Consider the following 25,879-nt stretch of genomic DNA (forward strand, 5'->3'; position numbering starts at 1 on the left):
AGTGCGGGATCGTTCATAGCCTGCCGAATGGGCAGCACTGGCTTTGCACAGTGAGCGCGACTCAGTTGCCAAGGATGTCGTGAACGTCCAGCGGCTTGTCGACCTGGGCAAACCACTCGGCGCGGTTGGCGGCGCGGCGACGGCCACGCTCATCGAGCGGCAGCTTCAACTTGCGCAGCAGTTCGATGACTTCCTCGCGCGCCGTGACATGGCCCATGCTCGGGCGTCGCCCGAGCGTAGCTTCGTTGAGATCGTCGAGCGCCGTCAGGCCACGCGGGAAGAACTCACGATACATCACGCGCTCGGCGAGACCGTCGATGGCGCGGAAACCGAGCTGCAGCGAGAGTTGATCGAGAACGCCGGCGACCAGCATCTTGTTGCGCGAGCCGAGCACCGAGAGCCGGTTGCGCACCACGATCCAGTCGGTGGTGGAGCCATCGTGCTGACGGCGCTTGCGCCGCGCTTCGCGCGCCATCTTCGAATAGTGGCTCTCGCCGGTCACCTTGTAGCTTGTAGCATCGACGGCGCCGAGCACGTCGAAGTCGAGAAAGCTGTCATTGATCGGCGTCACCAGCGTATCGGCCATCGAATGCGCCAACCGCATCAGATAGGTATCGCTGCCAGGCGTGTCGATGACGATGAAATGGTGGGTACGTTCCACCGCGCTCACCGCGGTCATGAACTGATCGAGTTCGAAGGCTTCGTTGTCGGCGATCTGCATCGTCTCGCCGAGCTTGACGCAGCTATGGGTCGGCACTTCCAGCGCAAGTCCGGCGCTCTGCGCCCAGGCTGCGCGGTTGGCGATATAGCGCGTGAAGCTCTGCTGGCGACTGTCGAGATCGATGGTGGCGACGCGCTGACCGGCTTTCAATAGCGCCACAGCAATATGAAGCGCGGTGGTCGATTTGCCCGACCCGCCCTTCTCATTGCCGAGCACGATCACATGCGCCGTGCCGGACTGCCCCTGGGTAGTTTGCATCAACATCGCGCGATCCTTCGATCATCTTCAAATCGCGAGGCGTGGCAAGGGTCAAGCTAAATACAGGGGCATCCTGCTCTGCGGGCGATCAGCCGCCCTTAATCATGAATCCCGGCGGCCGGTTGCGGCATCAGGACACCCGGCAGCCTGGTATCGTGAGGCTTGGGTGATCCCGTGAGCTTTGATAAGCAGGGCGCGCACGCCCTCACCCGTAGCAGCCAACAACAAGAACGAGCCGCAATGCCCCGCACCCCGATCGTCGCCCGCACCCTGCCCGCCCTCCGCAAGGCGCTCGACGGCCTGCGCGCGCGAAAGGCGACCATCGGCTTGGTGCCGACCATGGGCGCGCTGCATGACGGTCACGTCTCGCTGGTGCGCCTCGCCCAGCGCCGTACCAGCAAGGTCGTGGTATCGATTTTCGTCAATCCAACGCAGTTCGCCCCGACCGAGGACTTTGGCTCCTATCCGCGGACCTGGAAGAGCGACGTCGCCAAACTCACCGAAGCCGGCGTCGACCTGATCTGGAATCCCGACGCCAAGGTGATGTATCCGGAAGGCTTCGCAACGAAGATCACGACCGGAGGCCCGGCCACCGCCGACCTCGAAGATCGCTTCCGCCCGCATTTCTTCGGCGGCGTCGCCACTGTCGTCGGCAAGCTGTTCACGCAGGTGCGACCGGACATGGCGTTCTTCGGGGAGAAGGACTACCAGCAGCTCAAGGTCGTGACGCGCATGGCGCGGGACCTCGATCTCGGCGTCAAGGTGACCGGCGCCGCCACGGTGCGCGAACGCGACGGTCTCGCGATGTCGTCGCGTAACGTCTATCTCTCGCCGGAAGACCGCGCCACGGCGCCGGTGCTGTATCGCGCGATGAAAGAAACCGCCAAGCGCCTGAAGGCGGGCGATAGTTTTGAGACCGCCATCGCGGGCGGCGCCGCGACGATCACGGCGGCAGGCTTCGCACTCGACTACTTCGAGGCGCGCCATGCGGAGTCACTGGCGCCGGTCACCTCGATGAAGGACGGCCCGGTGCGACTGCTGGTGGCCGCGAGGATCGGCAAGACGCGGCTGATCGACAATATCGGGGTGTGAGGCTTTCGTCCTGACTCGTCATTCCGGGGCGCACGAAAGCGGCGGAGCCACTGTAGTGCGAACCCGGAATCCCGGAGTGTTTGGCTCTACGGAGACTCCCGCGTTGAGATTCCGGGTTCGGTCCCGTCGCCTGCGGCGTCGGTCCCGCCCCGGAATGACGAGAGCTTGGGCGGCGAGACAATGCCCAAACATTTTTTCCTATCCCTCGTTGACAATATCCCTTCATGGACTATATTCCCCTCCGTCCTGCCCCACCGAGAGGGGCGATCGCGATCGTTACGTTCGCGGGGTGGGATGCGGTGGACGCCGGAGATGCGGCGTCACGGGAGATGTGGGGGACGGCTGTCTTCGGGCAGGCCGGATCTGCGCCAGCACTGCTACTGGCAAGGAGACGGCCGACCTTCGGATGGAAAGACCCTGCAGATCACGCGACGGACGACCAAGTCAAAACGCGTTCGGCTTACTCGCTTGAGGCACCCTGTCCCTCCGCCTTGGGACTGTAATTTTGGTGATGGGATCGTCGCCATGGCGAAGCGCAAGCAACCGAAAAAACACCGCATGCGGAACGTCGGGCACTCGCTCGGCGCCTCCGAAAGTCCTGATGCACTCTAGATTGCGGAAGACCGCATTCGCATCAGGCCCAAGGGTGCAACGGGCACCCGGCGTTCCGCACGCCCTCTCACAGGGGGTAGGGAATGCAAGCGACGACGGCGCCCCCGCGCCGCAGATAACAGGGGCGACGACGCATGTCTGAAGCGCAGTGGCTGTTTGACATTTGAAGAAGCTGAGACGCGCAGGCGGGCGCGATATCCCTCCCCCAAGCGGCTACGCCGCGCTAGGGGGAGGGAAAAGCAAGAGCCCTACTCCGCCGCGATCTGCCGCGGCGCCGGCGGCGGATTGGCGAGGTCCTTGGCGAGTTCGGCATAGCGCGCCTTGGCCGCCACGACCGAGGCTTCCTTCACCGGGCCGTAACCGCGAATGCTGTCGGGCAGCGAGAGGAGTTGCACGGCCGTATCCACCGTGAGCGGCGACAGCAGGTTCAACACTGTGGCCACGTCCTTCTCATAGCCGGCGATCAGGTCGCGCTCCAGTCTCCGGTCGGCGCTGTAGCCGAACACATCCAGCGGCGTGCCTCGTAAGGTGCGCAGCTTCGCCAGAATGCGAAACAGCGGCAGCATCCAGGCGCCGAAGGCGCGCTTCTTCGGGCGGCCCGACGCATCGGTACCCGGCAGCATCGGCGGCGCGAGATTGAAACTGATCTTGACGTCACCCTCAAACTGATCGCGCAACTGCTTCTCGAACTTGCCATCGGTATAGAGCCGCGCGACTTCGTATTCGTCCTTGTAGGCGAGCAGCTTGGCATAGTTGATCGCCACCGCGCGCGGCAGTTCATCGTCATAGCCACCACGCATGGCGGCCTCACGGACCAGATCGACCATCGCCTGGTAGCGCTCGGCGAGCTTGCTGTTCTGATAGTCCGTCAGCAATCCGCTGCGATGGGCGACGATCTCGTCGAGGCTCATCTCATCCAGCGTCTTTGGCGCGATGGTCTCATCGGCGCCCTTGAGCATGTCGGCGAGCCGTGCCGGATCGGCGGCGGCAAGACGGCCAAGCTGGAACGCCAGCATGTTCATCTTGATCGAGACGCCATTGAGCTCGATGGCCTGCTCGATCGACGCTGCCTGCAGCGGCAGCAGCCCCTGCTGATAGGCAAAGCCCATCATCATCATGTTGGTGGCGATGGAATCGCCGAGCAGCGCTTCGGCCGCCTTGGTGAAATCGAGGAACGTCGATTCCTCGCGCAGCGACATTTCCAGCACGTTGTTGACCTTGCGGGACTGGAAATTGAAGTCGCGGTTGCGCACGAAATCCGCGATCGGAATGAGATGGGTGTTGACGATGCCAGTGGTGCGCGAGCTCTCGCAAAGCGAGATCGTGTCCTTGGCGATGGCCACCACTTCATCGGCCGCGATCAGGACATCCGCTGTGCCGGTGACGATGCGCGAACAGGTGACGTCGCCGGTGTCGTTGGCGAGACGCACATGGCTGAGCACCGCGCCGCCCTTCTGCGCCAAACCCGACATGTCGAGGATCATCGAGGCCTTGCCCTCGATATGCGCGGCCATGCCGAGTAGTGCACCAATGGTCAGCACGCCGGTGCCACCGACGCCGCCGACGGCGACATTATAGGGCTTGTCGAGCGTCGGTCGCGTGGCGGGCTCCGGCAATGCACCGATGGCGCCGAGTTCGACGGGCGCCTTGCGCTTCAGCTTGCCGCCATCGACGGTGACGAAGGACGGGCAAAAGCCCTTGAGGCACGAATAGTCCTTGTTGCAGGACGACTGATTGATGGTGCGCTTGCGACCCAATGGGGTCTCCAGCGGCTCCACCGAAATGCAGTTCGACTGCACCGAGCAATCGCCGCAGCCTTCGCAGACTGCCGGGTTGATGAGCACGCGGCGCTGCGGGTCTTCCAGAATGCCCTTCTTGCGGCGGCGACGCTTCTCGGCCGCGCAGGTCTGCACGAACACGATGGCCGAGCAGCCCGGCACTTCGCGGCAGGCCTTCATGACCTTGTCGAGTTCGTCGCGATGCGCCAGCTTCACGCCCGGCGCGATGGTGCTGGCGGGATAGGCATCGGGATTCTCCGACACGAGATAGATCTCGCGGATGCCCTCGCTGTGGAGCTGGAACGTGATCTTCTGCGGCGACAGGTCACCGTCATGGTGCTGACCACCGGTCATCGCCACGGCATCGTTGTAGAGGATCTTGTAGGTGATGTTGGCCTTGGAGGCGATCGACTGACGGATCGCCAGAGAGCCGGAATGGAAGTATGTGCCGTCACCGAGATTGGCGAAGATATGCTTCTCCTTGGTGAACGGCGCAATGCCGGTCCATGGCACGCCCTCGCCGCCCATATGGGTGAAGGTCTCGGTGGAGCGGTCCATCCACAGCGACATGAAGTGGCAGCCGATGCCAGCCAGCGCGCGCGAGCCTTCCGGCACCTTGGTCGAAGTATTGTGCGGGCAGCCCGAGCAGAAATACGGTGTGCGCGTGATCGGCACGACGTTCTGGACCTGCGAGGCCTCGCGGCCGTGAAACCAGTCGGCCTTGGCGCGCAGCAGTGCTGCGATCTCCGGATCGATCTCCATCGCCAGCAGGCGGTCCACCAGCGAGGTCGCGACCTTGGCGACGCTCAGCTCTTCGGCGAATGGCAGGAAGCGATGATCGTGGGAATCCATCTTGCCGACGATGCGTGGCCGGACATCGTCGCGCCAGTTGAACAGCTCCTGCTTGACCTGATTCTCGACGATCTCGCGGCGCTCCTCGACGATGAAGATCTCTTCGAGACCCACCGCGAACTTGCGCACGCCTTCCGGCTCCAGCGGCCACGGCATGCCGATCTTGTACAACCGAAGACCAATCTTGGCGGCGACCTCTTCGGTAATACCCAGCTCACGCAATGCCTGGCGCACGTCCTCATAGCTCTTGCCGGAGGCCATGATGCCGAAGCGCGCGTTCGGCGAGTCCATGGTAACGCGGTTGATATTGTTGGCCCGGGCAAAGGCAATCGCCGCGAAGCCCTTGTAGTCCTGCAGGCGGCGATCTTGTACATAACGATCGTCGGGCCATCGCAGGTTCAGACCATCGGGCGGCAGTTCGAAATCGGTGGGAATATTGAACGGCGTCATCTCGTCATTGAGGTTGATCTCCGCCGTGGTCTCCACGGTCTCGGTGATCACCTTCATGCCAACCCAGCAGCCGGAATAGCGCGACATCGCGATACCGAGCAGACCCATCTCGATCATCTCGTGGATCGACGACGGGTAGAGATAGGGCATCAGCGCCGATATGAACGCATGGTCGGACTGATGCGGAACGGTCGAGGACTTGGCGCCGTGGTCGTCGCCGGCGAGACAGAGGACGCCACCGAATTTCGCGGAGCCGGCGGCATTGCCGTGGCGGAAGACGTCGCCGCAGCGATCGACGCCAGGGCCCTTGCCGTACCAGATGCCGACCACGCCATCATATTCGGCGCCGGGCGAGAGATTGAGCTGCTGGGTGCCCCAAATCGCGGTGGCTGCGAGATCTTCGTTGACGCCGGGCTGGAATTTGACGCCGTATTGATCGAGATGTTTCCGCGCCGCCACGAGCTGCTGGTCGTAGCCGCCGAGCGGCGAGCCGCGATAGCCGGTAACAAAGGCTGCGGTGTTCAGACCCGCCGCGCGGTCCCTGCGGACCTGCGCCATCGGCAGTCGCACCAGCGCCTGAATGCCGGTCAGGAAGATGTGGCCGGAGCCCTGGGTGTATTTCTGATCGAGACTGATCGCGCCTTGATTAATTCCCATTCCCACCCTCGTCACTGCGGCCTCTGAGCTGTCGCCCGGGGCTATCGCCCCGGACTGCGTCGTCCGGCCTGCTCGCGCCTATTATCTGGGGTCGTTCGACTCCCTTAGAAACAGTCTATGTTGGATTTTGAACGGGGCGCACCACAATTCTGGGCAATGGAGCCCCGCGTCCAAAGAACGCAATTTCGTGATGAATGCGGCCGGTAGACTTGTCACGTTGTGTCGCCGCAAAGGCCTTTGGCGCAAGGACGTAACGGCTTCACGCTGCAGTGCGATGCAGCACGATCTGCCAAAAGAGGCTCAGGCCTCGCCCGGGAATATCTCACTGATGATCTTCATCAGATCGGCCTCGCGAAACGGCTTGCGCAGATAGGCGCGAAAACGCCCTGCCCGGTCGCGCACGACATGCTCCAGCAACGAGGTCATGACGACCACCGGAATTCCACTCAGCCGCTCGTCCTGCCCCATCGCTGCGATTAGGCCGGCTCCGTCGAGGAACGGCATCATGAAATCGGTAAGCACGAGATCGGGCGTGTCCCGATGCAGAATGTCGAGCGCCTCACGGCCGTTGCCGGCTACGAGGACATTGAAGGCATATTCGCTCAACAGGACTTCGAGCCAGTCGGCGATCGCCCATTCGTCCTCGACAATCAGGACAGTTCGCACCGCTATTCTCCAGTCAACTTAAGATCCGTCGATGGAGTTGGTGCAGGTCCCTGACTAGAAATGTCCCTGAGGATGCGCTCCGCGCTCTGGAAATCGGCATCAAGAACGATTCCGCCGTCGAGAATTTCAAAGCGGCGCATGCGCATATCGGTCCGGCGGTCACGCGATTTCAGAATGGTCATCAGACGATGGTTTTCCGAGCGCAGGGCTGCGAGATGCAGCGCGATGATGTTCTCGGCAACCGCGGAGAGACCCGTCTGGTTGACGCCCTTGAGCGGCTGCCCGGGTGTCATGCCAGCGTGATCGGTTTCTGCCGTCGCCAGCGTGGTAACACCGAGTGCGCGCAACTCGTTGCACAGCGCCGACAAAAAAGAGCCGATGCGCTCCTTTTCGTCGGTGAGCTTCGAGAAGCCTTCGATGCCATCGATCACCAGACGGCGCACGCCGTTCTGCCTGATGGTCGAGAGCAGTTCGGTTGCGACCTCGTCGAGCACCGCTTCTGTCTGCGGACGCCACATCAGCGTGACCTTGTCGGCCCGCGATTTGAGCGGCAGCTTGAGGCTATCGGCCTTGATGCGCAGCGCCATCGGATTCTCGTGAAACCCGAACAGCATCGCCGGTTCATTGGCGGGACCGCCGGTCAGGAACTGAAGACCGGCCGTGGTTTTGCCCGACCCGGAAGGCCCGAGCACCACTGTCACCGAATGCGTATCGACGCCGCCGCCGAGCATCTTGTCGACGCCGCCAATGCCGACGGACACCATCGGACCGTCGGCGCTGTCCCAGACGCTTGGCGTCTCCAGCAGCGCCTCGATACGAGGATAGATGGCGTGGCCGTTCTCGGTGATGCGATAGGAGTGCTTACCGCCCATGAACCAGGTGCCACGCAGCTTGTGGACCTGAAGCGACCGCTCGGCGCGGCGGCCATGCAGTGCCGACTGCAGCTCGATGAGACCGTCCACCATCGTATGCTCAGGCGGATGCGCATCGCCGTCGAAGGCGCTGGTCAGAAGGAACATGGTGCAGTTGCTGAAGGCGGCCTGGGTCTGCAATTCGTGGATGAACTTCTTCAGCTCAAGCTCGGAGCGCGCCTTTTCGTGCACGGTGATGAGACCATCGAGCACGAGGATGCTGGCCTTGCGGGTGCGGACCTCGCGTCGGACCACGTCCAGCAGTCCGCGCAGCCCGTCGTCTTCCAGCGTCTTGAAGGCGCCGACATAGGACATGTGGTCGGGAATTGCAGCTTCATCGAAGAAGGTCATCCGCCGCATGTGTCCGATCATGCGGGCGTGGCTCTCGGCAAGCAGCGTGATGTAAAGCGCGTTCCGCCCCTGCGCGGCCTGCGCGAAACAGATCTGGTTGCCCAGAATCGTCTTTCCGGCGCCCGGGGCGCCCTGAATGATGTAGATGCCGCCGTCGAAAACGCCCCCGCCCAGGATCGCATCGAGACCCGGTACGCCGGTTGCAAACCGGCCGTTATCGCCACTCATTCCGAAACTGCCCCTACCGTCTCACCTATACCGGTGAGATGTTGAAACGTGTCGGGGAGCGATGGGTTCCAAAGCTTTTTCAGAAATATTTCGAAACGCTGCCTCTCAGCAAGGCAGCATCCCGCTAATAGCGCACCCGAAACGGAACATCGGCCTTTACGGGCCATTGCTGTCCGGTCACCCTGACAACATCAGGCATGGAGGACGGAAATGGATCAGAAGCTGAATACCTGGACGTCGCAGCCTGAACTCGCCGGCAACGATATGGCGTCGACGAATGACGGTTCTTATCATCCGGATTGCGGCGAAGAGCATGATCACAAGCCGACCAAGGCCATCATCGGCGTGGGACTACTCGTGGTGCTGAGTTTCCTGCTCTATGAATTCAACGGCAAGGTGTCCAAGACGCACACGTCAGCGACCCCGCCCGCGCAGCACCAGAGCTTCGCGGCTAACCGCTAGGCTTCGGCAGCTTCGTCCGCAATAGCGCTTTCAGTCTCGGGAACGACGACCCGAAACTGGAAGCCGTGCAGACCGATGGTCGGCAGGATGCCGAAATGGTCGGTGCCGAAGACTTTGACCCGATGCTGCAGTTCGTCTTTCTCGATGCTTACCGGGATATCGCAGATCTGCTCATAGGCCTTACGCGTGTGACGCGTGGTGCCCCAGCGCAGCGCCCGCTCGATCAGCGGCTCCGGCTGTGTGGCCAGGACGCGTGCCATCCGCCAGAAAGTCTGCACCAGCTTCGTATAGGCAATCTCTTCCAGACCCGCGACACTGATGTCCGCCGGAATTGGGAACGCCTCGACATCCACGATCGGTCCGGCATCGACACGTGCAATCATGCGATGGACCGTGCAGCCGAAGTCGGTCGCATGATCGTAGAGCGCAAAATGCGCCGGGGCCCAGCCGGGATATTGCGGCGGGCCGGGATGGAAATTGTAGGCGCCAAAGCCAAGCTGATCGAGCACCGCGCCGGGAACTATCACACCAGTGGTGAACGAAATCATCCGCGCCCGGCCTAGCCAATCGGGCTCGATCGCCGCCAGATCTTCAGCTGTAAAAACAGGAAGGACCGTGAGGGCCGGATTGTGACCACGGAGCAAAGTTGTAAAGACCGAGTGCTCAGCAGGACCCGTCAGGAGGATAATCGTATCGAACATTCGGGCTGCCACGCGCTTCTGCGAATCAATAATCGCCTCAGCGTCGCAGCCAGGCCTTAACATCTGATGAGCAGACCCGATCACGCTGCATTGCCACATAGGATGAGGCTCTGGAATGGCACAATCTCTGGAACATGCACCTCATCTGACGATTGTCTTGCCGCACAGGAGGACACGACATGGCGAACATTCCCAATCCCAATGATCCGTATCGTCCAAATCCCGCCGATGACATCCGCAATCCTGCGCGGCTCGACAATGAGCTGCAGGCCGATCCCGAACTCGCGGAAGGGCCAGCGAGCGGTAGCCGCATGGCTATTTATGCACTTGGCATTGTTGTCTTGCTCGGCGCCGTATTCTACGGTCTGAACAATACATCGACGACTCCGGGCGACGCGACGAAGACCGCATCCCAATCCGCCCCGGCGACGCAGGACAGCACGCCAAAGGCGCCGGCGCCAACCAACAATATCGCGGATTCATATTCGAAGCCGCCAGTGGCTCCCGGCGTGCGAGACGTGACGCCGACCAACAATCAGCCCGGTGTCACCACCGGTGCGGCACCTGCGCGACCGCAGGCCCCGCAATCGGCTCCGACCGGCACCGAGATCGACAGCTCGAAGGGCGGCGCGCCGAAGTAACGGCGCGACGGGCAGACAAAGCTGCGGACAGCTATGCCCGCGGCTTTGTCGCGCGTGGACTATGCGGTCACCTGGCGCAGGAATGTGCGCTCTTCCGCCAGGATGAACTGGTGCTCCTCGGCCGACGCGAAATTCGCGACGCCGTCAGCGTCGGTGCGCAGTCTGGCGCGGTAGGCTTCATAGGCCGCGAGACTTGGGAACGAGATCAGGGCGAATGCGACGTTGTTCGTTCCTTCGTGGGGCATCCAATAGCCCTGCAGATCACCACCGCATTTGGGAATAATCGTCAGCCAGCGCTTGGCGTAGGCTTCAAACAATTCGCGTTTGAACGGATCGATCTGATAGCGAATGAAGACAGTGATCGTCATGGCGGCTCCCTCTGCAGATGCCCGGATATAGCCGCTTGCTCGACCGCAATACTTTGATTAGCGTCGAAGTATGAAAGCAGGCCCCGACATCGCCATGGTCGCTGCACTTGTTGGCGATCCTGCACGCGCCAATATGCTGACGGCGCTGATGACGGGCCGCGCGCTGACTGCGAGCGAACTCGCCCAGGAAGCCGGGATTACGGCACCGACCGCGAGTTCACACCTCTCCAAACTCGAAGCCGGCGGCTTGATCGAGCCGGAAAAACAAGGGCGCCATCGCTATTATCGCCTCACCGGCCCCGATGTCGCCGGTGTGCTGGAAGGTCTGGCCGGCCTGGCAGCCCGCGCGGGCCATCTCCGCGTTCGCACTGGGCCGAAAGAACCGGCATTGCGCCGCGCGCGGATTTGCTACGACCATCTCGCCGGCGATCTCGGCGTGCAGATGCTCGACAGTATGCGGGCACAAAAGCTGATCCGGCAGACCGAGCGGGTCATCGAACTCACGACCCAGGGCAGCCGGTTCGTCGCTAAAGAATTGAAGATAGATCCGGCGACGCTGACGCATCCGCGCCGGCCGGTCTGCAAGGCCTGCCTCGACTGGAGCGAGCGGCGCCATCATCTGGCCGGGACACTTGGCGCCGCGATCATGACCTCATTTACTGCCATGAAATGGGCGGCCAGAGACCCCTCGCCCGGCAGCCGCGTGGTGCATTTCACCCGCAGCGGCGAGAAGCGTTTCGAGGCATTGTTCGGCACCACCGGCGACGCCATCCGGAAAACGTGAAGACGCCGGCTTACCTTCGCCGCAATGCAGCTTGAAACCGCGCCGGACCTTCCTTCTCCCGGAGCCCCCCGATGAACCGCCTGCTGCTCGCTGCGCTGATTGCAACCCTGCCGTTCACCTCATCGCAAGCGGCCGAGCCTCCTGCGGCGCGCGAGCCTTACGGCATAGGCCTCGAAGGCTTCCCTTACCCCTACCCCGTCAACATGCTGCCACTGGTCAATGACGGCGAGCAGCTGCGCATGGCCTATATGGACGTGCCATCGACCAAGCCGAACGGCCGAACCGTGGTGCTATTGCACGGCCGCAATTTTCCATCGAGCTACTGGGCGCCGGTGATCGGCACGTTGAACGATGCAGGTTACCGCGTCGTGGTCCCCGACCAGATCGGCTTCGGCAAATCATCGAAGCCATCAGGCGATCTGCATTTCGACAACCTTGCCCGCAACACTGTTGCGCTGATGGATCACCTCGGGATCGCGAAATTCGACATCGTTGCGCATTCCCTCGGCGGCATGTTGAGCGTCCGTATCGCGCGCGCTTATCCCGATCGCATCGATCACCTGCTGCTCGCGGCGCCGATCGGACTGGAAGACTATCGGCTCTATGTGCCACCGACGCCGACCGAGAAGATCTTGGAGAACGAAGACAAGCTGACGGCGGAGGGTTACCGCAAACAGCTCGAGGTGAACTATTCGCTGAAGATGCAGCCCGACCAGGTAACGCCCTTCATCGACGCGCGTTTCAACATCAAGGGGTCGCCGGAATATCCGCGCTGGCTGCGCGCCTTCGTCAGTTCAGCGCAGATGATCTATCGCGAACCCGTGGTCCACGAAATTCCGCTGATCGCCCTGCCGACCCTGTTCATCATGGGCGCCGACGATCACAACGCACCGGGCAAGCCGAATGCGCCGGAAGCGTTGCGGCCAAAGATGGGCCAGAACGCCGATCTGGCCAAGGCGCTGGCGGCGAAGATGCCGAACGCGAAGGCCGAGGTGCTTCCGGACGCGGGCCATATCGTGTTTCTCGATGCACCGGCCAAATTCAACGAATTGATGCTGGGATTTCTCGCGGCGAAGTAGCAACCGCCGCGCCCTGCTACGCGGATATCCCGAAACATTCATGCTGTATTCAGATCGAATCGGCTTAATCGTGCTGTGCAGCGTTGATCCCCAGCAATTTTCTTGCCCGTAAGAGTCCTGCAGCGGGTGATGCGATGCCATCATTATTCTCTGCGCCGCATCGCGGCACCATCGAGGGAGAACACGAATGAAGACGATCTTTGCTGCGGCTCTGTTCGCCGTCAGCGTCGGAGGCCTTGGTGCCGCCAATGCAATGCCCCTGGCACCGCTCAGCGCAGTCGAGACGGCAGGCGTGATCCAGGTCGCTCAAGGCTGCGGCCCCGGCTATGCCCGTGGTCCCTATGGCGGTTGCCGCCCGATGTTCCGCGGCCCGCCGCCGCGCGGCCCGGGTTACTGCCCCCCCGGCTTTTTCCGCAATCCCTACGGCCGCTGCATCCGCCGCTGGTGATCGCTGCACAATCCTGACGACGAAGACCCCGCCTATGGCGGGGTTTTTTGTTGCCCACGCGCCGGTTACAGCCGTCACACGAAGATGACAGAATGGCACTTCGCTATTCTGGAGATCGTCATGTCGCGCGCTTTGCGTCGTCTCATACTGGCCGGGCTGCTCGGCCTCTCATCGCTGACGACCGGCCGCGCCGACACCATCGCACTGCCCGAGCCGCAGCTGGGTCCGCGGCCGTTCTATCTCGTCGACAAGATGAAAGACGGCCCGCTGAAGGCAAAGCTGAGCACCTGTACCGGGCCGTTTCGCAAGAGCGATTTTTCCATCGCCCATCGCGGCGCGCCGCTGCAATTCCCCGAGCACAGCCGCGAGTCCTATCTGGCCGCCGCACGCATGGGTGCCGGCGTAATCGAATGCGACGTGACCTTTACGAAGGACCGCCAGCTGGTCTGCCGTCATTCGCAATGCGACCTGCACACGACAACGAACATCCTGTCGGTGCCGTCGCTTGCAGCGAAGTGCACACAACCCTTCAGCCCCGCCGATCCCGCGACCGGCAAGAAGGCATCGGCGAAATGCTGTACCAGCGACATCACGCTGGCGGAGTTCAGGACGCTCACGGCGAAGATGGATGCCGCCAACACGACCGCGACCACCGTTGCGGAATATCAGAACGGCACGCCGCGCTGGCGCACCGACCTTTATGCGAGCTCGGGCACGTTGATGACCCATGCGGAGAGCATCGCGCTGATCAAGAGCCTCGGCGCCAAATTCACGCCCGAGCTGAAGGCGCCGGAAGTGCCGATGCCATTCGACCGCGATTACAGCCAGGAGAAATACGCGACCCAGATGCTCGACGAATATCGTGCCGCCGGCATTCCGCCTGGCGACGTATTTGCCCAGAGCTTCGATCTCAACGACATCAAGTTCTGGATCCGCACCGCGCCGGAATTCGGCGCGCAGGCGGTCTATCTCGACGGCCGCTATGAAACACCGGGTTTCGATCACATGCGCGCGGAAACGTGGAAACCGTCGATGCCGGAGCTGAAAGCCACCGGCGTGAAAATCCTCGCGCCTCCGATCTACATGCTGCTGACGCTCGATGGCAGCGGTCAGATCGTCCCCTCCCCATATGCCAAAGCGGCGCGCGACGCCGGGCTCGATCTGATCACCTGGTCGCTGGAGCGCGACGGGCCGCTCGCAAACGGCGGGGGCTTCTTCCATCGCTCGGTCAAACCCGCCATCGACCGCGACGGCGACACGCTGACGGTGCTGGACGTGCTGGCGAAGGATGTCGGCGTGCGCGGTGTCTTTTCCGATTGGCCGGCCACGACGACGTTCTATGCCAGCTGCATGGGGCTGCGCTGATGCAGAGCGCTATTTGGCGTCGCTGTCATAGATGAATTTCGGCATCTCCAGCTTCAGCCGGATTGCCAGCAGGCGGAACACCAGTCCGGTTGCAGCTGCAACCAGCGTCACCAGATCGGGACTGAATCCGTATTTGATGCCGCCGATATAGAGAAGCCCCGTGACGATCGAGACGCTCGCATAGAGTTCGGCGCGAAACAGCAGCGGCACGTCGTTGCACAGCACGTCGCGGAGCACGCCGCCGACGCAGCCGGTGATCATTCCGGCCACGACCACGATCAGCAGCGGCTGATCCATGGCGAGCGCGATGTTGCAGCCCATGATGGTGAAGACCACGAGGCCGATGGCATCGAGCACCAGAAACAGCGCGTGGAAGCGATGCACCACGCGCGCAAGCCCGATGGTCAGCAGCGCCGCACCGCCGGTCAGCAGCAGCAGATAAGGGCTCTTCACCCACCACAACGGATAATGCCCGAGCAGCATGTCGCGCACCGAACCACCGCCGAGTGCCGTGATGCAACCGAGCATGGCGACGCCGAGCCAGTCCATCTTGCGCCGCCCGGCCGCGAGCGCAGCCGTCATCGCCTCGGCGACGAGCGCGATCATGGCGAGCGGAAACAGCAGGGCTTCGGTATGGGGCATGGGACTCGTCGGTAGCGGATGACGGCGACCTGTAACACAAATCCGTGCATGCGGTGACCGGCGGCGGACAAATCCCCGCCATCTTCCTGAGCCTCCATCACAACCTCACAGCAGGAGGTGTCATGACCCGTCTGTTTCTCACTTTCCCCATTCTACTCATGGCTGGCGCGGCCATGGCGGAGGACGCGCGGCTGTCGATGCCCTATTACGGCAGCGCCACCATGAATGCCGATGACAGCCTGGTGCTGCATTTCACCCGCACGGTGGACGGCAAGCCGGCTGACGGCTCGCAGACCTTTGCCCCCGGCGATCGCAGCTATGACAACGTGCGTCGCCACCTGAGCGGCATTGAACCCGGCCAGACCAAACCGCTGACGCCCTGGAGAGACTGAGCGTCAGCACAAGCGGGCTTGCCCTACCAGTACCGGCGGCGCCAGTACCGACGACGGACCCGATAACGGCGACGCCAGCCCCAATGCCGGCGGCGATAACCCCAGAAACGACGCCGACGCCAGCCGCGGCGACGCCACTGGACTTGCTCAGGCTGGAGACGATCGACGTCGTCCTGCGACGCCACCGCGGCTTGAGGTTCTGTGTCCGGTTTCTGGTTATCGAGCGGATTGGCCGGCAGCAGCGGCGCGGCCTGAGCCTGCGTGATGGCCTGAGCGGCCAAGCCGACACCCGCGGCAAAGCCGAAGGCGATCTTCAGAAAATGACGGCGTTCCATCGCGATCCCTCCTGATATCCGTGAGGGCATCAGGATCGGACCCGCGGCATGAATGGAAACTGAATGCGCGCGGGAACTCGCACATTCGGCATCTCGCCGTTATCGAAAACCTGCAGCGAGCCCGACCACCTGACCATCGAGGCCGTTGAAACCATGATATCCCCGCGCCTCGCACGGATCGCCATCATTGCGTCCGCCGCTCAGCCACGCCACGCGGGCGCGCCCGGCCGACCATTTCACGAAGGGATCGACGCCCGCCGGCGCAGTGACTTTGCAGCCGTCATTGCGATGATGGATGACAAGCGTGCGCGGCAACGCCGATGGCGAGCCGATGATCGACATGACATTGCTGCCGCTGCCGGACTCCGCGCTGAGAAAACCCGAGGTCAGCACCAGCGCATCTGGCCGGGCGCCGCGCGCAATCCCCTCGGCGGCACGCTGCGTCCCGCGGCTGGTCGCCACCACCGTCACCGGCCGCTTGATCGCCGCCATATATTGCACCGCGTTGGACAGATCGGTCCCAGCATCCACCACCAGCACCGCCAGACCGCGCGCCGCATAGGCGCTGCGGGTGCGCACGAGCTGATTGCCCCTCAGCCCGTTGATCTCACCGTGCTCGCCCGGATTGATGGCGCCACTGCCGCCCGGCATCAGGATCACGCTGGCGCGCGGCGATGCGGGTTTGATCAGTACAGCGCGGGAGCCGCCGACAGTGACGGTTTCGTCGGCGCGGGCGGCGCTGCTTGCGAAGCAGAGCAGCGACAGAGCACCGACGATTGAGATCGTATGGACATTGATCACATGCTTCTCCATGGAAAAGTTATCAGTTCGAGCCGAATGTTGAGAATCCTACTAAAAGATCGGTAACTCTCCTCGCCTCTCGCGAGACGGCATCACCTATTTATAGCTATTACTGAACATCTTCAGTCGCACGCGCATAGAGAGGCTTTATGAAGACGAACGCGCAGCCCAGAAAGAATGTAGCATTCTCGGCCGAGATAACTTCGCAGAACTGCCAGTGCGAGTTCTGCAAAAGAAACAAGAGCTTTGAGGCACCTTCCGAATTGATAGATCTGTTTATGGACGGAAACGTCGTCCTATTTGCAGGCGCGGGCATAAGCACCGAAGCAAAAGGCGTAATGCCGAACAGCTTCTATAACGAGATAAAGCACATAGTCGGAGTATCCGACGAAAACGCGACGTTTCCAGAGGTAATGCAGCAATTTTGCTCTTCGCCCTCAGGCAAAGTCGGATTGATACAAAGGATAAAGGATCATTTCGACTACGCCTATGCGCATTTATCAATCTATAAGGACGCCACGCGCTTCCATCGGGAGCTTGCAACCTTCTTTCCGATAGACACGATAGTAACTACCAATTGGGATTCATACTTCGAAGATATCTGCGCAGCAACGCCATTTATCGAGGATCGGGACATCGCCCTTTGGGAAGTAGCTGACCGCAAAGTTCTTAAGATTCACGGATCAATCTCAAACTTTGGCTCCATCGTCGCAACCACTACAGATTATGAAGCCTGTAATGAGAGGCTCAAGAAAGGACTATTGGGAGCGCACCTAAAATCGCTACTAGCAACGCGCTCGACCGTTTTTGTAGGGTACTCCTTAAAAGACGACGATTTCTTACAAGTATACGATTCCGTCAGAGAATCACTGAGCGACTTCCATCGACAGGCCTATTTCATATCACCTGACATTAGTGCAGATGACCGCTCGCGACTGACGGCGATGAACCTTTTCCTTATCGAGACAGACGGCACTTTCTTTCTATCTCAGTTAAAAGGGCACTCAACGAAGCACAGATGCATCGCCCCCGACGACATGTATGACGACGTCATCAAGCTGCTCGTTTCAGTTGAAGAGGCGCATTCGTGGCTTCACGACCATTACAACGCGCAAAAGTACCCACAGATACTTTTCTGCTCATGGTACCAAGATGGCTTGAAGCATGCGCTTGAACGAATATTGAGACTGAGAGCCACAGGCAGATACTCAGATCTCCATCAGATTTCACATTCATTCAGAGCGTATCACGGCTATGCCGAACGCTATCGAAAAATAAGACGCTTTGATGACGCCTCTTATTGCTACGGATATGCAAACGCATACCTTTACGCGGGCCTTACCGCTGAAGAGAGAGCCAGTATGGATGCTCCCCTATTCTTCTATTTCGACGCAGAACTACAAAATTCATCTCAATACCGGAAAGCCCTGAAGCATCTTCCCGACCTGCACAAGACAGCGTTCAAGTACGCCGAAGGCGTCGTTAAACGGCACCCCTATCTGTCCAGTCACGTCTTGCATCACAAGGACCAGCTTGACCTAAGCTTGGTCCAAAAATGATCTGCTAAACTACAACGGCATGTTGTCGTGCTTCTTCATCGGCACTTCCAGATGCTTGTCCTTCAGCATCGCCAGCGCGCGGGCGATGCGCTTGCGGGTGGAGTGCGGCATGATCACGTCGTCGATATAGCCGCGCTCGGCGGCGACGAAGGGCGACAGGAAGCGGTCTTCATATTCCTTGGTGCGCGCGGCGATCTTGTCGGCGTCGCCGATGTCCTGGCGGAAGATGATCTCCACCGCGCCCTTGGCGCCCATGACGGCGATCTGCGCCGTTGGCCACGCATAGTTCATGTCGGCGCCGATTTCCTTCGAGGCCATCACGTCGAACGCGCCACCATAGGCCTTGCGGGTGATCACGGTCACCAAGGGGACGGTGCACTGGCTGTAGGCGAACAGCAGCTTGGCACCGTGCTTGATGAGGCCGCCATATTCCTGCGCGGTGCCCGGCAGGAAGCCCGGCACGTCGACGAAGGTGACGATCGGAATGTTGAAGGCATCGCAGAACCGCACGAAGCGCGCGGCCTTGCGCGAGGCGTCGCTGTCGAGCACGCCGGCCAGCACCATCGGCTGGTTGGCGACGAAGCCCACAGTCTTGCCGGCAATGCGACCGAAGCCGGTGACGATGTTCTTGGCGAAGGTCTCGGCGATCTCGAAGAAGTCACCCTCGTCCACGACCTTCAGGATCAGCTCCTTCATGTCGTAGGGCTTATTCGGATTGTCGGGGATCAGCGTGTCGAGCGACAAATCGGTGCGCTCGATGTCGTCGAAGCTCGGCCATTCCGGCACGCCTTCGGTGTTGTTGGCCGGCAGGAAGTCGATCAGCCGGCGCATCTGCAGCAGCGTCTCGACATCGTTCTCGAAGGCGCCGTCGGCGATCGAGGATTTCGTCGCATGTACGCTGGCGCCGCCGAGTTCTTCGGCGGTGACGACCTCATTGGTCACGGTCTTCACAACGTCGGGACCGGTGACGAACATGTAGCTGGTGTTCTTCACCATGAAGATGAAGTCGGTCATCGCCGGCGAATAGACGTCGCCGCCGGCGCAGGGTCCCATGATGACGGAGATCTGCGGGATCACGCCGGAGGCCTGGACGTTGCGGCGGAACACATAGGAATAACCCGCGAGCGCCGCGACGCCCTCCTGGATGCGTGCGCCACCGGCGTCGTAGAGGCCGATGATCGGCGCCCGCGCCTTCATCGCCATGTCCTGCAGCTTGGTGATCTTGAGCGCGTGGGTTTCGGACAGCGAGCCGCCGAACACGGTAAAATCCTTGGCGAAGACGAAGGTCTTGCGGCCGTTCACGGTGCCCCAACCGGTGACGACGCCGTCGCCCGGAATCTTGGACTTATCCATGCCAAATTCCACGGAGCGGTGTTCGACGAACATGTCGAATTCCTCGAAGGACCCCTTGTCGAGCAAAAGCTCGATGCGCTCGCGGGCGGTCAGCTTGCCCTTGCTGTGCTGCGACTCGATGCGCGTCTCGCCGCCGCCCAGTTTGGCGCCTGCACGACGCGCTTCGAGGGTGTCCAGGATGTCTTTCATGTGCTCCAGCCCGTCAATGTCACGTGTTATCGCCCGCGGCAGCCGCAGGGTTTGGGCGAGGTTCTAGCATGGGGTTTTCGGCGGTGGAAACGCCCATCAGGAAGGGCTGAATCCCCCAAAATCGCATGGCGCCGGCGACGATCCTGCCTATATCGGGTCAGACAGGGGAGAGCGCCGGATGACCAATATCGTGATCAATGAAAATAGTGGCGCAGCCACGGGTGGCGTGCGTGACCTGCTGCGCTGGGAAGGCGCGGCGCTGTTTGTCGGAATGACGCTGTTCTACTGGATCTCGGGTGGGCCCTGGCAGATCTATGCGCTGTTTTTCTTCGTCCCGGACCTCAGCATGCTGGCCTATCTGGCGGGCCCGCGGATCGGCGCGGGCGTCTATAATCTGGTGCATGCGACCATCGCGCCCCTGCTGCTCGCGCTGGCCGGTATCGCCACCGCCGAGCCGATCGCCGGTTCGATCGCACTGGTCTGGTTCGCCCATATCGGCTTCGACCGCGCGCTCGGCTACGGCCTCAAATACGACGCCGGTTTCCGCTTCACCCATCTCGGCCGCATCGGCAAGGATGCGACCGCACCGGCCACGGCGGAAAACCCGACAACCGGCAACCCGATCAAGGCTGCCTGACGCGCGGCCTCACGGCTCGCCGGGTTTGAACGGCGCTTCCTTGCCGGGCGGTGTGCTTTCCTCCGCCATCGCCAGCAACATCGCCACCATCACATAATTGCCGGCCACGGCCGTGAGATCGACGATCTGCTGATCGTTGAAGATCTTCTTGGCGCGCGCATAGGTCTCGTCGGAGACCTTGTGCGTGGTCGTGAGCTCGGTGACGAAGTCGTAGACCGTCGCCTCATCCTCAGCCATGTTGGCGGGCCGCTTGTTGGCCTTGAGATCGGCGATGATATCGGGCGACAACCCCGCTTTCTGCGCGAGCGGCGCATGGGCGAACCATTCGACCTGCGAGCGCCATTGCCGCCCGATGATGATGATCGCGAATTCGTTGAGCTTGACGGGAACGGACGTATCCCAGCGCAGATAGGCGAACAGGTCGAACAGCTTTTGCCCGAGCACCGGACTGCGCATCATCGGATTGTAGGGACCGGCGAGCCCCACGCTTGAGACCTTCATCACCTGCTCGCCGAGCGGCTTCTGCCTCGCGTCGAGCTGATCCATGGTGAGCTGCGGAAACCGCGGCTCCTTGCTGGTGGCGGGCTGGGCAAACATGGTGGCGGCGAACCAGCCGCTGGCCGCCGCAAGCGCGAGCGACGACAGTCCGATGGACGACATCCAGAGCGATGGGAACTTCATGATTTCCTCCGTGAGCTTTTTTCTTGTTCACGAAGGCTAGTTCAACGGGCATGACAGCGCCAGTTCCGGAGCGTCCCAGAACGATCGCCTCGCCCCGCAGAATGCGCGGAGCTCAGTGACCGCTCATCACCAGCGTCTTGACAGGAAGCAACAACGCCTGGATCCGCAGCAGCATCGCGTGGACGACCCCAACGGCATCGACGGCATGAAGCGCCAGCCACTTGAAAGAACCGATCCCCTTCGCAGCGATGGCGTCATGATTGCTGGTATAGGCATTGACGATACAACTGCTGCCGGGCGTCACGCCGTCGAGACCGCCCTGATAGATTGGCTCCAGGAATGTGAGGATGGTGCCCGGCGCGCGGACTTGCTGCGCTTCCACCAACTGCTCGCCGCCGCGAAACTGACCGGCCGCGATATAGTTCTGGACGCCGGTCACCACCATCGGGATGACGGTCCACGGCTTCGAAATACAGGTCGCTTCGGCAACCATGCCGACCTTCATCACTTGCGCTTCGATCTGCCCGAATCCTGCCGAGAGCACGCGGCCCGCATTCTCGGGAATGAGAATGCCTGCCGATCGCATGACGGGATTGACGACATCGCCAACACGTAGCGTGAACTGCTCGACGCGCCCGTCCACGCCTGCGCGAATGAACGTCTTGTCGAGATCGACTTGCGCCTCCGCAAGTGCCGCCTGCGCGCTGGCCTTCTCCGCCGGCAGCAGCGCGGAGATACGCGTCATCGCGGATTGTCGCGCGGCCATGGCCGCATCAAGCGCCCCCTGGCGGCCAGTCAGCAGCACCTCGAGTTTTTCGATGTCGCGTTGCGGCACCATGCCGGGATTGCGCTTCTGCAACTCACGCTTGGTATCGAGTTCGTCCGAGGTCTGCTGATAGGAACCCTTGGCCTCCTGCGCCTGCCCTTCGGCCTTCAGAATATCGGCCTGCGCCGCCAGCATGGCCGCATCGACCTCGGCAATCTTGCGCCGCGCGGTCTCCATCGACGCCTCCTGCTTGGCGTTATCGAGCCGGAAGATCACGTCACCTTTCCTGACCGACGCGCTGAACTGAACGTGCACCTCCGCCACCCGGCCATTGACCTCGGGCAGGATCGGCACGGTCCGATAGAACAAGGTCGCACTTGTCGTCGATGGATGAAAATAGAAGATGACGGTGATCAGAGCGACGGTCAGCATCACGCAGGCCGTGATTCCCCATCTGAGTTCGAACCACACCGAATAAAACGTGATCTCCCTCCCCAGTCGCTTGCCTTGTCCATAGCGACGATAGAGATAATCCGGAAAAACCGTCAGCAGCGAGCAGAGGAGAAGCTCAAGCATGACCGTGCCCTCCGGCTTCGCCGGGACGGCTCGATGTTTCTGCCGCGATAGGGAGCGGTGGTGGTTCACCGGACAGCTCGGTGGTTTCGCTGGTAGCATCGCCGTCGGCAATCTTCCGCACCGATCCTGCGATACTGCGCAATGGCGTGCTGAAATCCGGCAGATCGATCATCGCCAGCAACAGCCCGACTATCCAGAACAGATGGTTATGGGTGAACAATGCGATCAGGCCCAACACGGCGACGATTTCAAACTGCAGCTTCTGCGATTTGTGCGCCATGCGCTCCGGCATGCTGTGCAGGCGCAGGTACAGATTGCCGACCATCATGATGGAGCCGATCAGAACGATTCCGACCACAACCATGAGCGTGTCAGTCTCACCGGGAGCGGTAATGAAGCCAGGCAGATGATGCGGAGCGTTCGGATGCAGCGTCTCGCTCACGTGATCCCCCATTCCAACAGCGTCAGGCGAGCACTAGCCTCTCCCGGGTTTCATAGTTGCACAAAGCTGGAACTTGGCAAGCATCAGCTTGTGCGCGATAGGAAATGCGCTGCAACAAATCTACATTCATAACGGGCGGACTGCGGGTTGATAGCTCGCGGATGCAAGATCACCAGCCTCGAAAGGTCGCTGCAGAACAGCTCAACGATCTGACATGTATCGCAGTCAAATGACGAGGCTAGTGCGCGCGGCCCGACAGCCTGAGAACGAAGACCAGCACTTCCGCGACAGCCTTGTAGAGCTCGGCTGGAATCTCGTCGCCGAGCTCGACGTTGGAGAGTGCACCGGCCAGCACTTCGTTTTCCTCGATGGGAATGTCGTGAGCCTTGGCAACCTCGATGATTTTCTCACCGATCGCGCCCTTGCCTTTCGCGGTGACAACAGGCGCGCCGGTCTTGTCGTAATGCAGCGCGACAGCGAGCGATCTTTTGGGCTGCACGATCATAGCGCGCGATCCAGAAAATGCCCCGCCGATGCCGGCGCGGGCTGCATCGGTGCGCCCTCGCGGACCACGATATCCCCGGGCTGCAGATTGGCGCGGATCAGCGCCTGATTGAGCTGCGCCGTACCGGCCTGCAACTGCAACGCCGTCGCCGGACGCTCGGCCCACATCCGCACCGACGTCTTGTCGCCGGTCAGCGAGACCAGCGCATGGACCGGGCCAGCGGGTTCGACATCGAGTGAGAAGCGCGCACGCCAGACCTGCTTGGCCGCTTCAGCCTCACTACCATTGCCGCCATCACGCGAAATTTCGAATTGCGCCATGGCCGTGCCGGCGGGCACCGCAAATGGAATTTCGAAACTCCAGCGCGGCGATGCCTGATCGAGCCGCGGCGTCGCAAGTCCGTCCGCACGATCCGGCAAGGATGCGACCTGCAGCAGGGTCTGGCGCGCCAGCGCCGCATCGGTATCCGCGAGCAGATGATGCACGGTGGTGCCCAGCGGCGCATTTGCCGGGAGTGTCGGCAAAGCCATCGGCTGTGCCGTCGGCAGCGCGCCGCGTAACGGCGGCGGCGGAAGGGTGTTGCGCGCGATGTTCGTTTCGGCACCCGGCTGGCCCGCTGGCGCCTTCGTAGCGGGCAGCAGATCCATCATCATGCTGTCGTCGAACACCAGCGATGCTGCGCTTCCCATGCCCTTGGGAGCCGTCTGCAGCGCTTCCCGAAGCAGGTTGAGCGCTGCGCCATTGATAGCCAAGCGTGCAGCCGCTTCGGGAGCTTTTGCCACGGCCGGTGCGGTCTGAGCCACAACATCGAGCACGGGCTCGTCTGCGGCGAGAAGTCCAGCCTGCTGCAGCGGATCGTTCTTGATGCCGGTCTTGGGCAGCATGACCACTGTCGCTGCAGCAGTTTGCGCCTGCTGTGCGGCGACCTGCGCCACGACACTGGGAAGCGCGTTTGCCAATGCCGATGCAGGCTGCTCAGGTGTCGCTGCATTCGCCGTCGCTGGCGATGTACTCTGGGTCGGACTCGCTGTGGCGAGCGTCGTCGCCAACGCCTGGCGCAACACGATCAATGCCGCCTTCATATCGGGCAGCCCGCCTTGCGGCAGCGATCCCTTGGCCAGCGATGATTCCAGAAACAGGCCGGAATTCTGGAACGCCGATTTGACTTCCTCGCCGGTGAGCTGGCTGTCGAGCGGCGGGCGTTGCGCCAGTACCTGCGCGACCGCCTGCTGCAACTGCTGCGGCAGCCCCTTCAACGAAGTGGCGACACCGAGATTGGCAAATAGCGTCGCAAGGCTCGCCTGCTGCGTCACGGCGCTTTGCGTAGCAGTGGAGACGGCCTGCGCTTCCAGCGATGTCAGCTGGATCTTGGAGGTCGCGATAGCATTGGCGAGATTGATCGGCAGATCTGGCGCGAGGGTCACGTCGCCGGAGGACGTACCGCCCGCCTGCCCCGCGCCTGTATTCTGCGGGGTGACGACGGCAAGCTGGACATTGCCGTTGTCCGTCTTCGACACTGCGAATTGCAGCACTTGCCCGGCCTGCAACGGCACCTGCGATTGCACGTCGATCGTGCTGTGCCCGATGGCGATACGAACCTGATTGTCTGGCGAGACCGAGAGCACGCGGCCGGCAATCACGCTGCCGGGCTGAAACGCGACTTCGCTCGCCACGCCCTGCGCGGAGACAACCGGTAAGATCGAGTTGACGGGAGTCGGCATGGTGAGCGGCACCGGACAATGGTGGAGCTACGCTAGTTAACGGTCGTTAACTTCCGATTAACCCGCTGACGGCGTGACCGCCTTCAGCACCAGCACGGCAGCCTTGAAATCCACCTGCCGCGCCGCGCGCCGCGCAGCGACTTCCTCGTCGAGGCCCCACTTCTCGATATTCCAGTCCTCGTCGACAAAGGCGGCGGTCCAGACCTGATCGGCATTCAGATGGCCATGGAGCAGCGCCAGCGCGAGCAGCGCCGAGCCGGTGATCGTCGTCACCAGATGCAGCGCGGCGATCGCCCATGGATCGCTCGGCAGCGCCGCGCGGGCAGATGCGACGGCCTGTTCGGGCTGGCTGACATGCACGATGCCCTCGGCCAGGATGAAATGCGCGCCGAGATCATCGGCAGCCCAGAACAAGACAGGGTCCCATGCCGCAGCCTCGCGCGCGATAAGCGCCTCGGGATAGCCGGCGCGATAGAACAGCAGATCGGTGCTGAAGTATTTGGTGATATCGTCAGCCACTGCCTGGGTCTGCGCCTCGTCGCGGATCGCGTCGATCACGCTATTGGCCAGGCGTGTCACCGGCATGCTCGTGGGATCGATGACATCCTGCTGCGCATCCCATTCCGTGACCATGACCTCGGCAATGGCGCGCTTGGGAATGACCAGCGGATGGCGCGATGGCGTGCGCACGGTCTTGTCGTCAAGCATGATGGCATAGCCGTCCGGTGTTTCGCTCAACCCGACGGTCTTGTAGAAACGCTTGCGCTGTGGACCACGCGTCGACCGTCGCACCGCCTCTTGCGGATCGAGCTGCGACTGGCCGTACACTTCGTCAAACAATTCACGCATCGATGGT

At 61.8% G+C, this 25,879-nt stretch carries 26 protein-coding genes; 10 read left to right on the forward strand and 16 right to left on the reverse strand.

Annotated elements, in window-relative coordinates; all coding sequences use genetic code 11:
- Window positions 1-61: 61 nt before the first annotated feature.
- Window positions 62-985, reverse strand: a complete 924-nt coding sequence (locus tag AB7828_RS09095) for a division plane positioning ATPase MipZ (protein ID WP_089263721.1) — start codon at window positions 983-985, stop codon at window positions 62-64.
- A gap of 234 nt (window positions 986-1,219) precedes the next feature.
- Here AB7828_RS09095 and panC point away from each other — a divergent pair, with 234 nt between their 5' ends.
- Window positions 1,220-2,071, forward strand: coding sequence for a pantoate--beta-alanine ligase (gene panC / locus AB7828_RS09100; protein ID WP_441229970.1), 852 nt, complete (start codon window positions 1,220-1,222; stop codon window positions 2,069-2,071).
- A gap of 860 nt (window positions 2,072-2,931) precedes the next feature.
- Here panC and AB7828_RS09105 read toward each other — a convergent pair.
- The 3 genes from AB7828_RS09105 to AB7828_RS09115 form a co-directional block, all read right to left on the reverse strand.
- Window positions 2,932-6,420: an indolepyruvate ferredoxin oxidoreductase family protein gene (locus tag AB7828_RS09105; protein ID WP_441229971.1), complete on the reverse strand. Its 3,489-nt coding sequence runs from the start codon at window positions 6,418-6,420 to the stop codon at window positions 2,932-2,934.
- A gap of 300 nt (window positions 6,421-6,720) precedes the next feature.
- Window positions 6,721-7,086: a response regulator gene (locus AB7828_RS09110; RefSeq protein ID WP_068731403.1), complete on the reverse strand. Its 366-nt coding sequence runs from the start codon at window positions 7,084-7,086 to the stop codon at window positions 6,721-6,723.
- Window positions 7,087-7,088: 2 nt separating this feature from the next.
- Complete coding sequence (locus AB7828_RS09115; protein ID WP_441229972.1) at window positions 7,089-8,576, reverse strand: RAD55 family ATPase; 1,488 nt, start codon at window positions 8,574-8,576, stop codon at window positions 7,089-7,091.
- 210 nt (window positions 8,577-8,786) lie between these two features.
- Here AB7828_RS09115 and AB7828_RS09120 point away from each other — a divergent pair, with 210 nt between their 5' ends.
- Window positions 8,787-9,038: a hypothetical protein gene (locus tag AB7828_RS09120; RefSeq protein WP_068731407.1), complete on the forward strand. Its 252-nt coding sequence runs from the start codon at window positions 8,787-8,789 to the stop codon at window positions 9,036-9,038.
- On the opposite strand, the gene AB7828_RS09125 is transcribed toward AB7828_RS09120, so the two are convergent.
- Entirely contained in the window at window positions 9,035-9,823 is a 789-nt protein-coding gene (locus tag AB7828_RS09125) for a formyltransferase family protein (protein ID WP_441229973.1), read from the reverse strand. The genes AB7828_RS09120 and AB7828_RS09125 overlap by 4 nt on opposite strands.
- 95 nt (window positions 9,824-9,918) lie before the next feature.
- On the opposite strand from AB7828_RS09125, the gene AB7828_RS09130 reads away from it, so the two are divergent.
- Window positions 9,919-10,380: a hypothetical protein gene (locus AB7828_RS09130; RefSeq protein ID WP_441229974.1), complete on the forward strand. Its 462-nt coding sequence runs from the start codon at window positions 9,919-9,921 to the stop codon at window positions 10,378-10,380.
- A gap of 59 nt (window positions 10,381-10,439) precedes the next feature.
- Here the strand turns inward: AB7828_RS09130 and AB7828_RS09135 are convergent, their stop codons facing one another.
- Window positions 10,440-10,748 (reverse strand): NIPSNAP family protein, encoded by a 309-nt coding sequence (locus tag AB7828_RS09135; protein ID WP_441229975.1) that lies wholly within the window; start codon window positions 10,746-10,748, stop codon window positions 10,440-10,442.
- Between the two features lie 70 nt (window positions 10,749-10,818).
- On the opposite strand from AB7828_RS09135, the gene AB7828_RS09140 reads away from it, so the two are divergent.
- The 4 genes from AB7828_RS09140 to AB7828_RS09155 all read left to right on the forward strand — a co-directional run bounded on the left by AB7828_RS09140 (window position 10,819) and on the right by AB7828_RS09155 (window position 14,424).
- Window positions 10,819-11,532 carry an ArsR/SmtB family transcription factor gene (locus AB7828_RS09140; RefSeq protein ID WP_441229976.1) on the forward strand — a complete coding sequence of 238 codons (714 nt, stop codon included), beginning with the start codon at window positions 10,819-10,821 and terminating at the stop codon, window positions 11,530-11,532.
- A 71-nt stretch (window positions 11,533-11,603) separates the two neighbouring features.
- The gene (locus tag AB7828_RS09145) at window positions 11,604-12,611 is read left to right on the forward strand and encodes an alpha/beta fold hydrolase (protein ID WP_441229977.1); all 1,008 of its coding nucleotides are present in this window, start codon (window positions 11,604-11,606) and stop codon (window positions 12,609-12,611) included.
- Between the two features lie 187 nt (window positions 12,612-12,798).
- Window positions 12,799-13,059, forward strand: coding sequence for a GCG_CRPN prefix-to-repeats domain-containing protein (locus tag AB7828_RS09150; RefSeq protein WP_320444581.1), 261 nt, complete (start codon window positions 12,799-12,801; stop codon window positions 13,057-13,059).
- Window positions 13,060-13,179: 120 nt separating this feature from the next.
- Complete coding sequence (locus AB7828_RS09155; protein WP_441229978.1) at window positions 13,180-14,424, forward strand: glycerophosphodiester phosphodiesterase family protein; 1,245 nt, start codon at window positions 13,180-13,182, stop codon at window positions 14,422-14,424.
- Between the two features lie 9 nt (window positions 14,425-14,433).
- Here the strand turns inward: AB7828_RS09155 and AB7828_RS09160 are convergent, their stop codons facing one another.
- Window positions 14,434-15,066: a trimeric intracellular cation channel family protein gene (locus AB7828_RS09160; protein ID WP_184517825.1), complete on the reverse strand. Its 633-nt coding sequence runs from the start codon at window positions 15,064-15,066 to the stop codon at window positions 14,434-14,436.
- 122 nt (window positions 15,067-15,188) lie between these two features.
- Here AB7828_RS09160 and AB7828_RS09165 point away from each other — a divergent pair, with 122 nt between their 5' ends.
- On the forward strand, window positions 15,189-15,458 hold the full coding sequence (locus AB7828_RS09165; protein WP_139285956.1) for a hypothetical protein: 270 nt from the start codon (window positions 15,189-15,191) through the stop codon (window positions 15,456-15,458).
- Between the two features lie 23 nt (window positions 15,459-15,481).
- Here the strand turns inward: AB7828_RS09165 and AB7828_RS09170 are convergent, their stop codons facing one another.
- Entirely contained in the window at window positions 15,482-15,793 is a 312-nt protein-coding gene (locus AB7828_RS09170; RefSeq protein WP_184517828.1) for a hypothetical protein, read from the reverse strand.
- A gap of 99 nt (window positions 15,794-15,892) precedes the next feature.
- Window positions 15,893-16,606 carry an alpha/beta hydrolase gene (locus AB7828_RS09175; RefSeq protein WP_184517831.1) on the reverse strand — a complete coding sequence of 238 codons (714 nt, stop codon included), beginning with the start codon at window positions 16,604-16,606 and terminating at the stop codon, window positions 15,893-15,895.
- A gap of 137 nt (window positions 16,607-16,743) precedes the next feature.
- On the opposite strand from AB7828_RS09175, the gene AB7828_RS09180 reads away from it, so the two are divergent.
- Entirely contained in the window at window positions 16,744-18,153 is a 1,410-nt protein-coding gene (locus tag AB7828_RS09180) for an SIR2 family protein (protein ID WP_439077545.1), read from the forward strand.
- A gap of 9 nt (window positions 18,154-18,162) precedes the next feature.
- Here AB7828_RS09180 and AB7828_RS09185 read toward each other — a convergent pair whose 3' ends face one another.
- Complete coding sequence (locus AB7828_RS09185; RefSeq protein WP_184517836.1) at window positions 18,163-19,695, reverse strand: acyl-CoA carboxylase subunit beta; 1,533 nt, start codon at window positions 19,693-19,695, stop codon at window positions 18,163-18,165.
- Window positions 19,696-19,873: 178 nt separating this feature from the next.
- Here AB7828_RS09185 and AB7828_RS09190 point away from each other — a divergent pair, with 178 nt between their 5' ends.
- Window positions 19,874-20,332: a DUF4260 domain-containing protein gene (locus tag AB7828_RS09190; protein ID WP_184517839.1), complete on the forward strand. Its 459-nt coding sequence runs from the start codon at window positions 19,874-19,876 to the stop codon at window positions 20,330-20,332.
- Between the two features lie 9 nt (window positions 20,333-20,341).
- Here AB7828_RS09190 and AB7828_RS09195 read toward each other — a convergent pair whose 3' ends face one another.
- From AB7828_RS09195 to AB7828_RS09220, 6 genes are all read right to left on the reverse strand, one after another.
- On the reverse strand, window positions 20,342-21,013 hold the full coding sequence (locus AB7828_RS09195) for a carboxymuconolactone decarboxylase family protein (protein WP_441229979.1): 672 nt from the start codon (window positions 21,011-21,013) through the stop codon (window positions 20,342-20,344).
- A gap of 112 nt (window positions 21,014-21,125) precedes the next feature.
- Window positions 21,126-22,355, reverse strand: a complete 1,230-nt coding sequence (locus AB7828_RS09200) for an HlyD family secretion protein (protein ID WP_441229980.1) — start codon at window positions 22,353-22,355, stop codon at window positions 21,126-21,128.
- The gene (locus AB7828_RS09205; RefSeq protein ID WP_441229981.1) at window positions 22,348-22,797 is read right to left on the reverse strand and encodes a hypothetical protein; all 450 of its coding nucleotides are present in this window, start codon (window positions 22,795-22,797) and stop codon (window positions 22,348-22,350) included. The genes AB7828_RS09200 and AB7828_RS09205 overlap by 8 nt, the downstream gene beginning before the upstream one ends.
- A 238-nt stretch (window positions 22,798-23,035) precedes the next feature.
- Complete coding sequence (locus AB7828_RS09210; RefSeq protein WP_120291960.1) at window positions 23,036-23,302, reverse strand: EscU/YscU/HrcU family type III secretion system export apparatus switch protein; 267 nt, start codon at window positions 23,300-23,302, stop codon at window positions 23,036-23,038.
- Window positions 23,299-25,023, reverse strand: a complete 1,725-nt coding sequence (gene fliK / locus AB7828_RS09215; protein WP_441229982.1) for a flagellar hook-length control protein FliK — start codon at window positions 25,021-25,023, stop codon at window positions 23,299-23,301. The genes AB7828_RS09210 and fliK overlap by 4 nt, the downstream gene beginning before the upstream one ends.
- Window positions 25,024-25,080: 57 nt before the next feature.
- Window positions 25,081-25,872, reverse strand: a complete 792-nt coding sequence (locus AB7828_RS09220) for an ATP12 family chaperone protein (protein WP_441229983.1) — start codon at window positions 25,870-25,872, stop codon at window positions 25,081-25,083.
- Window positions 25,873-25,879 lie beyond the last annotated feature (7 nt).

It is taken from the genome of Tardiphaga sp. 215_C5_N2_1 (genome assembly GCF_052076055.1).
In the GTDB taxonomy this organism is placed as follows: domain Bacteria; phylum Pseudomonadota; class Alphaproteobacteria; order Rhizobiales; family Xanthobacteraceae; genus Tardiphaga; species Tardiphaga robiniae.